Annotated in this window: 12 protein-coding genes; all 12 read left to right on the top strand. The window is 38.8% G+C overall.

Features of this window, described 5'->3' with window-relative positions; genetic code table 11:
* Positions 1-19 precede the first annotated feature (19 nt).
* Positions 20-1,828: an NrfD/PsrC family molybdoenzyme membrane anchor subunit gene (gene nrfD, locus B5440_RS02335; protein WP_079711050.1), complete on the top strand. Its 1,809-nt coding sequence runs from the start codon at positions 20-22 to the stop codon at positions 1,826-1,828.
* Positions 1,829-1,833: 5 nt separating this feature from the next.
* Complete coding sequence (locus B5440_RS02330) at positions 1,834-2,361, top strand: DUF3341 domain-containing protein (RefSeq protein ID WP_070053877.1); 528 nt, start codon at positions 1,834-1,836, stop codon at positions 2,359-2,361.
* A 5-nt stretch (positions 2,362-2,366) separates the two neighbouring features.
* A complete protein-coding gene (locus tag B5440_RS02325; RefSeq protein ID WP_070053876.1) occupies positions 2,367-3,068 on the top strand; it encodes a c-type cytochrome in 702 nt (233 codons plus the stop codon).
* Positions 3,069-3,093: 25 nt separating this feature from the next.
* Positions 3,094-4,473: a quinol:cytochrome C oxidoreductase gene (locus B5440_RS02320; RefSeq protein WP_070053875.1), complete on the top strand. Its 1,380-nt coding sequence runs from the start codon at positions 3,094-3,096 to the stop codon at positions 4,471-4,473.
* A gap of 30 nt (positions 4,474-4,503) precedes the next feature.
* Entirely contained in the window at positions 4,504-5,571 is a 1,068-nt protein-coding gene (locus B5440_RS02315) for a cytochrome c oxidase subunit II (RefSeq protein WP_070053874.1), read from the top strand.
* A 27-nt stretch (positions 5,572-5,598) separates the two neighbouring features.
* Positions 5,599-7,425, top strand: a complete 1,827-nt coding sequence (locus B5440_RS02310) for a cytochrome c oxidase subunit I (RefSeq protein ID WP_070053873.1) — start codon at positions 5,599-5,601, stop codon at positions 7,423-7,425.
* A gap of 238 nt (positions 7,426-7,663) precedes the next feature.
* Positions 7,664-8,692, top strand: a complete 1,029-nt coding sequence (gene ruvB, locus B5440_RS02305) for a Holliday junction branch migration DNA helicase RuvB (protein ID WP_070053872.1) — start codon at positions 7,664-7,666, stop codon at positions 8,690-8,692.
* A 3-nt stretch (positions 8,693-8,695) separates the two neighbouring features.
* On the top strand, positions 8,696-10,030 hold the full coding sequence (locus B5440_RS02300) for a cytochrome P450 (RefSeq protein ID WP_070053871.1): 1,335 nt from the start codon (positions 8,696-8,698) through the stop codon (positions 10,028-10,030).
* A 253-nt stretch (positions 10,031-10,283) separates the two neighbouring features.
* Positions 10,284-10,769: a nuclear transport factor 2 family protein gene (locus B5440_RS02295; protein ID WP_079711049.1), complete on the top strand. Its 486-nt coding sequence runs from the start codon at positions 10,284-10,286 to the stop codon at positions 10,767-10,769.
* A gap of 103 nt (positions 10,770-10,872) precedes the next feature.
* Positions 10,873-11,802 carry a tRNA epoxyqueuosine(34) reductase QueG gene (queG, locus tag B5440_RS02290; protein ID WP_070053869.1) on the top strand — a complete coding sequence of 310 codons (930 nt, stop codon included), beginning with the start codon at positions 10,873-10,875 and terminating at the stop codon, positions 11,800-11,802.
* A 211-nt stretch (positions 11,803-12,013) separates the two neighbouring features.
* Positions 12,014-14,299 carry an NADP-dependent malic enzyme gene (locus B5440_RS02285; protein ID WP_070053868.1) on the top strand — a complete coding sequence of 762 codons (2,286 nt, stop codon included), beginning with the start codon at positions 12,014-12,016 and terminating at the stop codon, positions 14,297-14,299.
* A gap of 90 nt (positions 14,300-14,389) precedes the next feature.
* Complete coding sequence (gene ruvA, locus B5440_RS02280; protein WP_070053867.1) at positions 14,390-14,971, top strand: Holliday junction branch migration protein RuvA; 582 nt, start codon at positions 14,390-14,392, stop codon at positions 14,969-14,971.
* Positions 14,972-14,979: the final 8 nt, after the last annotated feature.

Genomic DNA, 14,979 nt, shown 5'->3' with positions numbered 1-14,979 from the left:
AAATCAATTAAAAAAGGATATGTCTCATTACGAAGCACCTATACGAAAGCCTTTAGTTACCGGGGATAAAAGCTACCACGATGTTACCGTGGATGTAGCTGCGCCGGTAGAGGGAAGGGCTAATAAATCCTGGTGGATTGTCTTTTCAATTGCCCTTATTGCCTTTCTTTGGGGTGTAGGTTGTATAATTTATACTATCTCTACAGGTATTGGAACCTGGGGACTTAATAAAACCGTAGGCTGGGCCTGGGATATTACCAACTTTGTTTGGTGGGTAGGTATTGGTCACGCTGGTACTCTAATTTCAGCCGTACTTTTATTATTCAGGCAAAAATGGAGAATGGCAATTAACCGTTCTGCAGAGGCGATGACTATCTTCTCTGTAATGCAGGCTGGTTTGTTCCCTTTAATTCACATGGGTAGACCATGGTTGGCTTACTGGGTGCTGCCTATACCAAACCAATTTGGTTCATTATGGGTAAACTTTAACTCGCCATTGCTTTGGGATGTATTTGCTATCTCAACCTATCTTTCTGTTTCATTGGTGTTCTGGTGGACAGGATTACTGCCCGATTTTGCGATGATTCGTGACCGTGCAATTACTCCTTTTAATAAGAAAATCTACGGAATTTTAAGTTTTGGATGGAGTGGCCGTGCAAAAGACTGGCAACGTTTTGAGGAGGTTTCTTTGGTACTTGCTGGTTTGGCAACACCTTTGGTACTTTCTGTACACACCATTGTATCATTTGACTTTGCTACATCGGTTATACCGGGTTGGCATACCACGATTTTCCCTCCTTACTTTGTTGCGGGAGCGGTATTCTCTGGTTTTGCTATGGTAAATACTCTTCTTATCATTATGAGAAAGGTATCTAATCTTGAAAATTATATTACCGTACAGCATATAGAATTAATGAACATAGTAATTATGATTACTGGTTCTATTGTTGGGGTTGCTTATATTACTGAGTTAGTTATTGCCTGGTACTCTGGAGTAGAGTATGAGCAATATGCATTCCTTAACAGGGCTACTGGGCCTTACGCCTGGGCATATTGGGCAATGATGACGTGTAACGTATTTTCTCCGCAGTTTATGTGGTTTAAGAAATTACGTACAAGTATTATGTTCTCGTTCTTTATTTCTATTGTGGTAAACATCGGGATGTGGTTTGAGCGTTTTGTGATTATTGTAACATCACTTCACCGCGATTACCTTCCATCTTCCTGGACAATGTTCTCACCAACATTTGTAGATATAGGAATATTTATTGGAACTCTTGGATTCTTCTTTGTATTGTTCTTGTTATATGCAAGGTCTTTCCCTGTAATTGCACAGGCTGAAGTAAAAACAATACTTAAATCTTCTGGAGCAAAGTATAAAAAACTTAGAGCAGAGCACGGAGATGATGTAAAACATTATACTCCCGTAAATGTAGGTGAGCCAAAGAAAAATATCGACACTAAGGTTGATAAGAAGATGGGTGATGACGATGCTTATAAAGCTGAAGGAGACGATGGGCATAATGAAACTGTAAATGCAGATGCATTAGTGCTTACCGAAGTTCAAAAGGATAGAATAGATACAATGCTAGACAGAACCGGATCTTATAACCCGGAAAATCAAACAGCAGATAATCTACAAAAACTTAAAGCAGTAGGTCCCTTCCTTGAACAGCGTTTACACCAGGTAGGTCTTTATACCTATGTTCAGGTAAGTAAACTTACCCAGGATGATTTTGAATTGCTTGATGAAGTGATAGAAAACTTCCCTAATTCGGCACAACGTGAAGATTGGGTGGCACAGGCAACTGAACTAAAAAATAAGTAATTAAGATGGCATCAAAAGTTATACACGCTATTTATAATGATGACGATCTGCTTTTGCAGGGCGTAAAGCAAGTGAGAGAGGCTCGTTATCATATTGGTGAAATTTATACGCCAATGCCTGTTCACGGTTTAGATAAAGCTATGGGCTTAGCGCCTACAAGATTGGCAATTACCTCTTTTCTTTACGGTGTTGTTGGTTTTGTGGTGGCAGTTGCAATGATGAATTTCATTATGATAGAAGACTGGCCGCAGGATATTGGAGGGAAACCAAGTTTTAGTTTCATCGAGAATTCACCTGCATTTGTACCTATTATGTTTGAGCTTACAGTATTTTTTGCGGCTCACCTTATGGTAATTACTTTTTATATGAGAAGTAAATTATGGCCTTTTAAACAAGCAGAAAATCCAGATGTTAGAACAACTGATGATATGTTCCTTATGGAAGTTGATGTTGCGGATCATAACGTAGATGAGTTGACGAAATTCCTTTACGATACCGGAGCTGCTGAAATTAAATTAATAGATAATAAATAGACAGAATGAAAAATTTGTTCTATAAAACGATAGTATTGTTCCTGGTTGGGGGCGTTGTAATGTCTTGTGCAGATAGTGACGAGCCCAATTACCAGTATATGCCAGATATGTATAAACCAATAGGCTATGAGACTTATGGCGAATACGATATTTTTGTAAACGGCCAGGAAGCCAAACTTCCGGTAGAAGGAACTATTCCAAGAGGATGGATGCCTTACGATTACGAGAATACACCAGAAGGTATGGCTAATGCTAAAGCCAATCTTAATAATCCACTTCCGTATACAGAGGACAACCTTAATGAAGGGAAACAACTGTATACTATCTACTGTGCTGTTTGTCACGGAGATAATGGAGATGGTAAAGGGATTCTTGCTGAAAGAGAAAAGATTCTTGGTATTCCTTCTTACGATGATGCCGGGCGTGCTATTACCGAAGGAAGTGTTTATCATGTAATTTATTACGGGTTGAATTCAATGGGTTCTTATGCTGCACAAACCAGTGAAGAAGAGCGTTGGAAAATTACTCATTATGTAATGAATCTTAAGAATGAGCTGGAAGGCGGTGAAGAAATACCTTTTGAGGAAGAAAAAGAAGCCTCTATTGCTGAAGCCAATCCTGTAGAAGTACAAAGAGCCCAGCAAAATGCAGAAGAATCTCAGGGTGAAGGTGCAGCGCTAACCCTAGATGAAGAAAACAATAATTAAGAACAAAGCATTTAGATCTATAAATATGTATACGCTATCCAGTAAATTAAAATTAACAGCAATTATTTTTATGATTGTTGGTGCTATTGGGCTCGTAATTGGGTTTCTTCAGGCGCCATCAGATTTGGATGATGTTAGAGAAATGATGGCTGCGGAAGAACATCACGGTGAAACATCCCACGGAGAAGAGGAAGCTGCTAACTTTGCAGAAGCCGAGCACGGGGTATTATTAGATGATGAACCTAGCAGAAATGCTGATGAGGATGAAGCTCACGCTGCTGAAGCCGGAGCGCATGATACCGAACATCTTGAGCATAAATTGCATCAATTACAGAACAAGCCCTGGGCTGCAGTTTATGTTGCTGCATTCTTTTTCTTTATGATTTCACTGGGAGTCTTAGCATTTTATGCGCTACAATATGCTTCACAAGCAGGATGGTCTCCGGTATTGTTTAGAGTTATGGAGGCTATTTCAGCATATATTGTTCCTGGAGGGATTATTATGTTCGTATTATTGGCTCTTTCCGGTTTTCATCTAAATCACTTATTTATATGGATGGATCCAGAAGTTGTAGCTCACGATGAAATTATTCAGAATAAAACCGCTTATTTAAATGTGCCTTTCTTCTTGATAAGAGCAGCTATATTTTTAGGAGGTTGGTTTATTTTTAGACATTTTCTGGTTAGAAATTCAAGAAGACTTGATGAAGCTACAGATCTCCATTACTTTAAAAAGAACTTTAAACTTGCGGCAGGATTTTTAGTATTCTTCCTTGTTTCAGAATCTATGATGAGCTGGGACTGGATTATGAGTTTAGATCCGCACTGGTTTAGTACTTTGTTTGGCTGGTATGTATTCTCGAGTATGTTTGTTTCAGGAATTACTGTTATTGCATTGGTGAGTATTTACCTGAAATCAAGAGGTCACCTGCCTTTTGTAAACAACAGTCATATACACGATTTAGCTAAGTTTATGTTCGGAATTAGTATTTTCTGGACTTACCTTTGGTTCTCGCAATTTATGCTTATCTGGTATTCTAACATTCCTGAGGAAGTAGTGTACTTTATTAGTCGTATTGAAAATTACAGCTTGCCATTCTTCGGTATGGTAGTATTAAATTTTGTTTTTCCATTATTAGTATTAATGAATAGCGATTACAAAAGAATCAATTGGTTTGTGGTGATGACGGGAGTTATTATCCTTGTAGGGCATTATTTAGATATATTTACAATGGTTATGCCTTCAACTGTAGGAGAATCCTGGTTTATAGGAATTCCTGAGATAAGTGCAGTATTTTTCTTTGGAGGATTGTTTACTTTTGTAATCTTTAACGCGCTTACTAAAGCTCCATTGCTTGCTAAACGCAACCCGTATATTAAGGAAAGTGAACACTTCCACTATTAATAAAAGATTGTTTAAAGAAGAAATTATAAAATGACCGTATTTTTAGTAATAATTGTACTAGCCCTATTGGCCGTTACCGGTTGGCAAATGTCTAAGATTTTTCAGCTTTCTAAAGGTCCTGGTGCCGAAAGTGCTGAGATAGCTAACGATAATGATAATAGGCAACAAGCCAAGCTTATGCTTTGGTTTATGATCTTCCTTTACGTGGGGATGGCTTACAGCTTTTGGCATTGGAGTAAATTATACCTTCCTCAAGCTGCTTCAGAGCACGGGAACGAGGTAGATACGTTAATGTTTATATCTATCGGACTTATTATGGTAGTGCAGGTTATTACACAGGCATTGCTCCACTGGTTCGCTTATAAGTATCAGGGGAAAAAGGGAAACAGAGCTCTTTTCTTTGCAGATAATGATAAACTTGAATTTATCTGGACCATTATTCCGGTAATTACTCTTGCAGGTTTAATTATCTACGGATTATTTACCTGGAGTGATATAATGAATATTAGCGAAGACGATGATCCAATAGTTATTGAGATCTACGCTAAACAGTTTAGCTGGCAGGCAAGATATGCCGGAGAGGACAATACCTTAGGAGAAGCTAACGTGCGTTTTATTGAAGGTATAAACACCGTAGGACTTAACGTGAACGATACGTATGCAGATGATGATAAGATCACTACAGAACTTCACCTTCCGGTTGGAAAACAAGTTTTGTTTAAATTCAGATCTCAGGATGTACTTCACTCTGCTTACTTTCCGCATTTTAGAGCTCAAATGAACGTAGTGCCTGGTATGGTAACCCAATTTGCCTTTACTCCAGATATTACTACAGCAGAAATGCGAGATTCAGAATATATGGTAGATAAAGTAAAAACCATTAATAAAATAAGAAAAGAGAATAGCAAAGCCTTAATGGCTGAAGGAGAAGCTCCGTTAGATTCATACGAATTTGATTACTTCTTGCTTTGTAACAAGATTTGTGGAGATGCACACTATAATATGCAGATGAAGATTGTAGTAGAAAGCGAAGAAGAGTACAACCAATGGTTAAGCGAGCAAGACGAGTTTGCTACCGTTATGGAATCACAAGAATAACAGAACTAAAAAGAATATACTTTAGATATGTCAGCAATAGCAACAGCACCGGCTCACGATCACCACGAGGATCACGGACATCATCATAAACAAACTTTTATTACTAAATACATATTTAGTACAGATCATAAGATGATTGCCAAGCAATATCTTATCACAGGTATTTTAATGGGTATTGTAGGGATTATGATGTCCGTACTTTTCCGTTTACAATTAGCCTGGCCAGAAGAATCTTTTATGATCTTCGAATGGCTTTTAGGAGATAAATGGGCTCCGGAAGGTGTGATGACACCTTCAATCTACCTTGCTTTGGTAACCATACACGGTACCATCATGGTATTCTTTGTATTAACTGCCGGCTTGAGTGGTACCTTTAGTAACTTACTTATTCCACTTCAAATTGGAGCACGGGATATGGCATCTGGGTTTATGAACATGCTTTCTTACTGGTTGTTCTTTATCTCTTGTTGTATAATGTTAAGCTCGCTGTTTATAGAATCTGGTCCTGCTTCTGCAGGTTGGACAATCTATCCGCCGCTTAGTGCATTACCACAGGCTATTGGAGGTTCTGGTATGGGGATGACCCTTTGGTTAATTTCCATGGCAATCTTTATCGCTTCGTCACTTTTAGGATCGCTTAACTATATTGTTACGGTACTTAACCTTAGAACTAAGGGAATGTCTATGATGAGACTTCCGCTTACCATTTGGGCATTTTTTATTACTGCCGTTATTGGTGTGGTTTCTTTCCCAGTTCTATTATCTGCAGCACTTTTACTAATAATGGATAGAAGTTTTGGAACTTCTTTCTTCCTTAGTGATATTTATATACAGGGTGAAGTATTAAGTCACCAGGGTGGTTCTCCGGTTCTATTCGAACACTTATTCTGGTTCCTTGGTCACCCAGAAGTTTATATTGTAATTCTACCTGCAATGGGTATTGTATCTGAAGTTTTAGCTACAAATTCACGTAAGCCAATCTTTGGTTACCGTGCGATGGTTGCTTCAATTCTTGCAATTGCGTTCCTTTCTACAATCGTATGGGGTCACCATATGTTCGTTTCAGGGATGAATCCATTCTTAGGTTCTGTATTTACATTTACAACATTATTAATTGCAATACCTTCTGCAGTAAAAGCCTTTAACTGGATCACAACACTCTGGAAAGGTAACTTGCAAATGAACCCCGCAATGCTGTTTTCTATTGGTTTTGTTTCAACATTCATTACCGGTGGTCTAACAGGAATTATTCTTGGGGATTCAACATTAGATATTAACGTTCACGATACTTATTTCGTAATTGCTCACTTCCACCTGGTAATGGGTATATCTGCGATCTACGGCCTTTTAGCCGGTGTTTATCACTGGTTCCCTAAAATGTTTGGCCGAATGATGAACAAGAACCTTGGTTATGTTCACTTCTGGATCACTGCTGTAGGTGCTTACGGGGTGTTCTTCCCAATGCACTTTATAGGTCTGGCCGGTTTGCCTAGACGTTACTATACAAACACTGCATTTCCTTATTTTGATGATCTTGCGAATGTAAACGTGATTATCACGGTATTTGCACTTATTACTGCTGGTGTACAGGTAGTTTTCCTATATAATTTCTTTAGCTCTATGTTCTACGGAAAAAAGGCTACACAAAATCCATGGAATGCTACTACTTTAGAATGGACTACTCCGGTAGAGCACATTCACGGAAACTGGCCTGGTGCTATTCCTGCAGTTTACCGTTGGTCTTACGATTATAGTAAGATGAATCTTGAAGGAACAGATTATGTAATTCCTGGTCAGGATTTTGTTCCGCAGAATGTTCCTCTACAGGATCACGAAGAAGAATTAAATCACTGAACTTGATAAATAGAATATATAAAAACCTCTCCCTACTCGGAGAGGTTTTTTGCTTTTAGACTTATTTTAGAGATTCTTATAGAATTGCCCCAGGGTATTTTACTCGATAATCGGGATTGAATGCTCCGCGGCTTGCCCCGAAATCAAATTATATTTTTCAATAATAAAGCTTCGTGAGCTTGCTCCGAAGTAGTTTACTTATCTTTGCTTATATACAGCTCCATAATTTTGATGTTTTATGAATGAAAATCTTGATCCTTCAGGAGAAAATTTCTCCCCAGAAGAATTTGATATCGAAAGGGCATTGCGCCCCTTAAGTTTTGATGATTTTGCCGGCCAGGATCAGGTTTTGGAGAATCTTAAAGTATTTGTTGAAGCCGCAAACCAAAGGGAAGAAGCTTTAGATCATACTCTATTTCACGGCCCTCCCGGATTAGGGAAGACTACCTTAGCCCATATCCTGGCTAATGAGTTGGGAGTTGGAATAAAAGTCACTTCAGGTCCTGTTTTGGATAAGCCCGGTGATCTTGCCGGTTTACTTACCAATCTCGAAGAACGTGATATCTTATTTATAGACGAGATCCATAGGTTAAGTCCGGTAGTTGAAGAATATCTGTATTCTGCAATGGAAGATTATCGTATAGATATTATGATTGAATCTGGGCCAAATGCAAGAACAGTTCAAATCAATTTAAATCCGTTTACACTTATTGGAGCTACAACGCGCTCAGGATTGCTCACGGCGCCTATGCGGGCACGTTTTGGTATTTCCAGTCGCTTACAATATTATTCAACCGAATTGCTTTCAGATATCGTACAGCGTAGCGCTGAGATACTTCGGGTTCCCATTAGCCTGGATGCTGCAATAGAAGTTGCCGGTAGAAGCCGCGGAACTCCCAGGATTGCCAATGCTTTACTGCGTAGAGTGCGGGACTTTGCCCAAATTAAAGGGAATGGCAAAATAGATATGGAAATCGCTAAATACGGGCTTAAAGCTTTAAATGTAGATGCCCACGGTTTAGATGAAATGGATAATAAGATCCTGGAAACCATTATTGATAAATTTAAAGGTGGTCCGGTAGGATTAACTACCTTGTCTACCGCAGTAAGCGAAAGTGCGGAAACCATTGAAGAGGTGTACGAGCCTTTTCTTATTCAGCAAGGATTTATTTATAGAACTCCAAGAGGGAGGGAAGTGACCGAAGCTGCTTACAAACATTTGGGCAGGGTGAAAGGAGATATTCAGGGCGGACTTTTTAATCAATAATTTATGACTGAATCTGGCAAAATACCTGAAGTATCTTTACTGAAATTCCTTAAGCACTCTGCCAATATTTTAAAGAATCCTCTGCCTTTTCATCATGATAATTTTCAGAAGAAAGGTGATACATTTCGGTTAAATATTGGATTTAATAAATCGGTGATATTTTCCAGGGATGCCGGACTGGTGGAATATGTACTTCAAAAGAATCAGAAAAATTTCGTAAAGTCTGAGATTCAGACTAAGGATCTGGTTAAATATGTTGGAAAAGGTTTGCTTACCTCAGAAGGCGAGCATTGGAAAAAACAACGAAAACTAATTCAGCCTGCATTCCATAAAAAACAACTTGCTAACCTGCTGGATTCTATAAAGCAAGCAATATTACTGGAATATAAAAAGATCACAGTAAATGAAGAGCTTGATATTTTTCCTGTTTATAATGATCTCGCTTTTCAAACCGTTGTGAAATCTTTGTTTAGCAGTGCTGCGAATCAGGAGGAGATCAACAGGCTGCAATATATTACAGAAGAGACCCAGAAAATGCTTGTTAAGGAACTACGCCAGCCCTATCTGGGTTGGTGGTTTAGAGCAAGCGGGAAGATCGATAGCTATCTTAAGCTAACTGCCGAAGCCCGGAACATTCTAAGCAAGATAGTTCAGGAAAGAAGGGATTCACAAGAAAAATATGATGATCTTTTGGATATGCTGTTGGAAGCAAAGTATGATGACGGAAATTTTATGGATGAAGAGCAGCTTATAGATGAGATTCTGATACTTTTTACAGCCGGTCATGAGACTACATCTAATGCACTAACCTTTACAGCTCAATTGCTGGCGCTAAATCCGCAATGGCAGGAAAAGATCTATGAAGAAATTTCTGCCTTAAAGGAACAGGAACTGGACTTGATGAGCTATGTGACCAAATGCCAGATTACTCAGCAGGTGATTGAAGAGTCTATGAGACTATATCCACCGGCATATTTTATAGATCGGGTTAACCTTGAAGAAGATAATTTCGAAGGAAAATATTTCGAGCCTGGATCTAATTTATTGTTCTCCATTCATGAGGTTCATCGTCACCCTGATCTATGGGAAGATCCCGATGCTTTTAAACCGGAACGCTTCGCTGAAGGAGGACGAAAATTTTCTTCGCAATATTTTCCTTTTGGCGCCGGTCCCAGGAAATGTATAGGTAATAACTTCGCCATGTTCGAGATGATCATTGCAGTCACCGAATTGGTAAGCCAGTATAAAATAGTTCCTGGTTTTGATGAGATCGATATTAAGCCACTTATTACGCTCAAACCAAAAAATGCTATTCTAAAATTTCAATCAAGATCCTAATTTTATATTCTGCTAAATCCATCTATTTTATTACTGATGGCCATAATATTGATCTAACTTTAGATTAATAAACAATCATTGTTTCCTTTTAATTATTACTGAGCGCATTTAAGTTTTCTAAAAAAACTATTCTTCCTAAAGATTTCTCAGGAGGCATTTTAAAAACCTCCTGTAAACCCTTATTGTTTTGTAAATCAATTAGTTGTATATTAAGTATTCACGTGTTTGAAAAAAAGTAACCTTAAAACTAAGTATGATGAAAGCTAAAATTTTTATTCTAATTGTCTTACTTTTTGGATTTAGCTCGGCTTACTGCCAAATTGATTTGAATAAGGAGTACGCGCAAGAAAAGGAGGAAGTGAAGGAAGCTCTTGAGGAGATTGAGCAAAGCATAAGAAATAACGAGACAGATAAATTAATCTCGATGCATGCCTACGGACCAAAATTTACCGAATTCCAGGATGGCGATAAAAGACAGGGTCCTAAAGAAAATGAAGAATTCGAACGAAATTTCCTTGGTAGCATTACTGAAGTTGAAAAGTGGGATTGGGAAGACCTGGAAATCCATATATATGGTGGTGACGTAGCTAATGTGACTTTTCATGCCAATTTCAAATTTGAAAGGGGCGAAGAAGCTTATGATTTTAAGATGCAGGGAACTTTACTCTTCATTAAAACCAGTGATGGCTGGAAAATCACCCATGAGCATATGGCTCCAATAGCCGAAAACACACCATAGCCATATTTACCGAATATTCTTCGAAGCCAGGATATAATTTTGTTTCCAGAGCTTTTGGTTTTAAATCTTTCAAATGTTTTAAAAATCGCATCTTTGTAAAACTATGAAGGATACTCTGAAGGAAGCTTACACAAGTATGATAAAATCCGAAGCCGAACGCCTCGGATTTTTATCTTGTGGCATCTCGAAAGCAGAATTTCTGGAGGAAGAAGCTCCGCGTTTAGAAGAGTTTCTCAAGAAAAACCGTCACGGGGAAATGCGCTGGATGGAGAATAACTTTGATAAGCGACTGGATCCTACAAAATTGGTAGAAGGTTCTAAAAGTGTGATTTCACTCTTGTTAAATTATTATCCTGGTGAAACTCAGAGGGAAGATTCTTATAAAATCAGTAAATACGCATATGGCCGGGATTATCATTTTGTAATTAAAGATAAACTGAAGCAGCTATTGCAGTTTATGCAGGATGAAATTGGAGAAATTGATGGGCGTGCTTTTGTAGATTCGGCCCCTGTTATGGATAAAGTTTGGGCCGCAAAAAGCGGACTCGGCTGGATTGGGAAGCACTCCAATTTACTCTCCAAACAAACTGGTTCTTTCTATTTTATAGCCGAATTGATTGTAGGTCTCGAGTTGGAATACGATACGCCGGTTACCGATCACTGCGGAAGTTGTACCGCCTGCATAGACGCCTGTCCTACTGATGCGATTGTAGATCCTTACAAGGTAGATGGCAGTAAATGTATTTCATATTTTACCATAGAGCTTAAAGACGAATTGCCTAATTCTTATAAAAACCAGTTCGAAGACTGGATGTTTGGTTGTGATATTTGCCAGGATGTATGTCCCTGGAATAGGTTTTCAAAACCACATAACGAGCCATTATTTAATCCGCATCCAGAATTGCTTGAAAAAGATAAAAAAGGCTGGGAAGAACTTACTAAAGAAACTTTTAATGAGATCTTTAGAAAATCGGCTGTAAAGAGAACCAAATTTGAAGGTTTGAAGAGAAATATTCAGTTTTTAAAAGACTAACTGTTTGTTTCAGGCTTCAGGTTGCTAGCTAAAGATTTTTGTTTCTTGCATATAATTCAGAATAAATCAGCTTTCTGTTGTTGATTTTTCATAAAAAATTCCGCAGGAAAATATTCTTCTAATTTATTAAAATTTAAATTTTCTTTTGGTTAAAGAAAGTCAATTTTGCAGCTAAGCTTGCTACCTTTGTAATTAGCAGAAAAATTAAATTATGAGTAATAATCCTAGAAAAAGAAGAGAGGCCCTGGTGTATCACGCCAAGCCAAAACCAGGAAAAATAGAGGTTAAACCAACCAAAAAATACGCTACGCAAAGGGATCTTTCCCTCGCTTATTCACCAGGGGTGGCAGAGCCCTGTCTCGAGATAGAAAAGGATAAAGAAAATGCTTATAAATATACCACAAAGGGAAACCTTGTAGCGGTAATATCTAATGGAACCGCAGTTTTAGGTCTTGGAGATATTGGTCCTGAAGCCTCTAAACCGGTGATGGAAGGAAAAGGCCTTCTTTTCAAGATCTTTGCCGATATAGATGTTTTTGATATTGAAGTAGATACCAAAGATGTAGATAAATTCATTGAAACGGTTAAAAACATTGCACCTACTTTTGGCGGAATTAACCTGGAAGATATCAAAGCTCCTGAAGCTTTTGAGATAGAACAAAGGCTAAAGGCAGAGCTGGATATTCCGGTAATGCACGATGATCAACACGGGACGGCAATTATTTCTGCCGCGGCTTTACTGAATGCATTAGAGCTCGCTAAGAAAAAGATAGAAAAAGTGAAAATCGTAATAAGTGGCGCCGGTGCCGCTGCGGTTTCCTGTACAAAACTCTACAAATCTTTTGGCGCAAAGGCAGAGAATATTGTGATGACAGATAGTAAAGGCGTGATTAGAAAAGACCGACCTGACCTTTCTGAAGAAAAGAAAGAATTTGCGACTTCCAGGAAAATAGATACTCTTGAAGAAGCGATGAAGAATGCCGATGTTTTTGTAGGCCTTTCTATAGCCGATATTGTTTCTCCTGAGATGCTGAAAAGTATGGCGAAACGCCCTATCGTTTTTGCGATGGCAAATCCAAACCCAGAGATAGATTATCAGGTGGCGATGGATACTCGCAAGGATATTATTATGGCGACCGGAAGAAGTGACCATCCTAATCAGGTTAATAATGTACTCGGATTTCCTTTTATTTTTCGTGGAGCTTTAGATGTTAGGGCGACCAAGATTAATGAAGAGATGAAAAAAGCCGCGGTAAAAGCCCTGGCCGAACTTGCCAAAGAAGCCGTGCCAGAACAAGTGAATATCGCTTATGGAGAAACCAGGCTTAATTTTGGTTCAGATTATATTATTCCCAAGCCATTTGATCCGCGATTAATAGCTAAAGTGCCTCCAGCCGTAGCTAAAGCCGCGATGGAAAGTGGTGTGGCAAGACAGCCAATTCAGGATTGGGAGAAATACGAAGAGGAGCTGCTTGAAAGAATGGGCAGTGATAATAAGATTACGAGATTGTTGCTTAACCGCGCAAAAATGAATCCTAAAAGAATTGTTTTTGCTGAAGCCGATCATCTTGATGTGCTTAAAGCTGCGCAAATTGTTCATGATGAAGGTGTGGCCATTCCTATTCTGCTTGGTCGCCGAGGTGTGATTGAAGAATTGATGCACGAGATAGATTTTAATGAAGATGTGCTTATCATCGATCCAAAATCTGATGAAGAAGAAGAACATAGAAAGGCTTATGCGCAGGTTTATTGGAAAACCAGGAGCCGAAGTGGAGTAACGCTTTATGATGCCGAAAAACTAATGCGCGAACGTAATTATTTCGCAGCCATGATGGTTAACGAGGGTGATGCCGATGGTTTACTGTCTGGTTATTCCAGAGCATATCCGGCGGTGGTAAAACCAATGCTGGAACTTATTGGAATGGCTCCTGGAGTAAGTCGTGTGGCAGCTACTAATATTATGAACACTTCCCGAGGTCCGCTTTTTATTAGTGATACCTCTATAAATATAGACCCGCCGGCAAAAGACCTTGCTAAAATTGCACAAATGACGGCGAGAACGGTTAAGTTATTTGGTTTGGAACCGGTAATTGCCATGATGTCTTATGCGAACTTTGGTTCTTCTAAAGACCCTCACGCTACAAAAGTTAAAGACGCTGTCTCTTACTTGCACCGTTATCACCCCGATTTAAATGTAGACGGGGAATTGCAGGCAGATTTTGCGCTTAACCGTGAAATGCTTCAGAATAAGTTTCCATTTTCAAAACTGGCAGGGAAAAAAGTGAATACTTTAATTTACCCTAACCTGGATTCAGCTAATAGTACCTACAAACTTATAAAAGAGCTGAACAAGGTAGACTCTATTGGCCCAATTATGATGGGAATGCGCAGGCCGGTGCATATTCTTCAGCTTGGAGCAAGCGTAGAAGAAATTGTGAATATGACGGCAGTGACTGTTGTAGATGCCCAGGAAAAAGAAAAGAAGCAAAAGAAGTAAAATTAAGCGGAAATACAGTAGTTAAGCCCGGGACAAAGGTTTCGGGCTTAACTTTTATTTACTACATTTGGCTCTTTAAGTTAAAATTTTATGATTCATCATCTCAAGGGGCAATTAATAGAGAAGAATCCTACCTACTTAGTAATCGCCTGTAACGGTGTTGGGTATATGGTCAATATTTCCCTGCACACTTTTTCCCTCATTCCAGATTCAGAAAATATAAGTATTTACACCCATTTGCACGTAAAGGAAGATTCCCATACGCTGTACGGATTTTATCAAAAATCAGAGCGGGATATTTTTAGGTTACTAATTTCTGTTTCCGGCGTGGGGACTAGCACTGCAAGAACAATGTTGTCTTCTTTAGAACCCAATCAGGTTAAAGACGCCATTGCCAATGGCGATGTGCCTACTATACAAAGCGTTAAGGGAATTGGAGCTAAAACCGCCCAGCGGGTAATTTTAGACTTAAAAGACAAGATATTAAAAGTCTATGGGGAAGACGAAGTTTTTGTTCCTCAAGACAATACAATAAAAGAAGAAGCGTTATCTGCATTAGAGACTCTGGGCTTTGCCAGAAAGCAGGCTACCAGGGTAGTAGATAAAATCATGAAAGATTCAACCAGCCCTACCGTAGAATCTATTATAAAAATGGCTCTTAAAAATCTGTAAAGAATTGA

The sequence above is a fragment of the Salegentibacter salarius genome, from assembly GCF_900168265.1.
GTDB classification, from domain to species: Bacteria; Bacteroidota; Bacteroidia; order Flavobacteriales; family Flavobacteriaceae; genus Salegentibacter; species Salegentibacter salarius.
The sequence above is the reverse complement of the archived record's forward strand: the minus strand, read 5'-3'. Positions and strand labels throughout refer to the sequence as shown.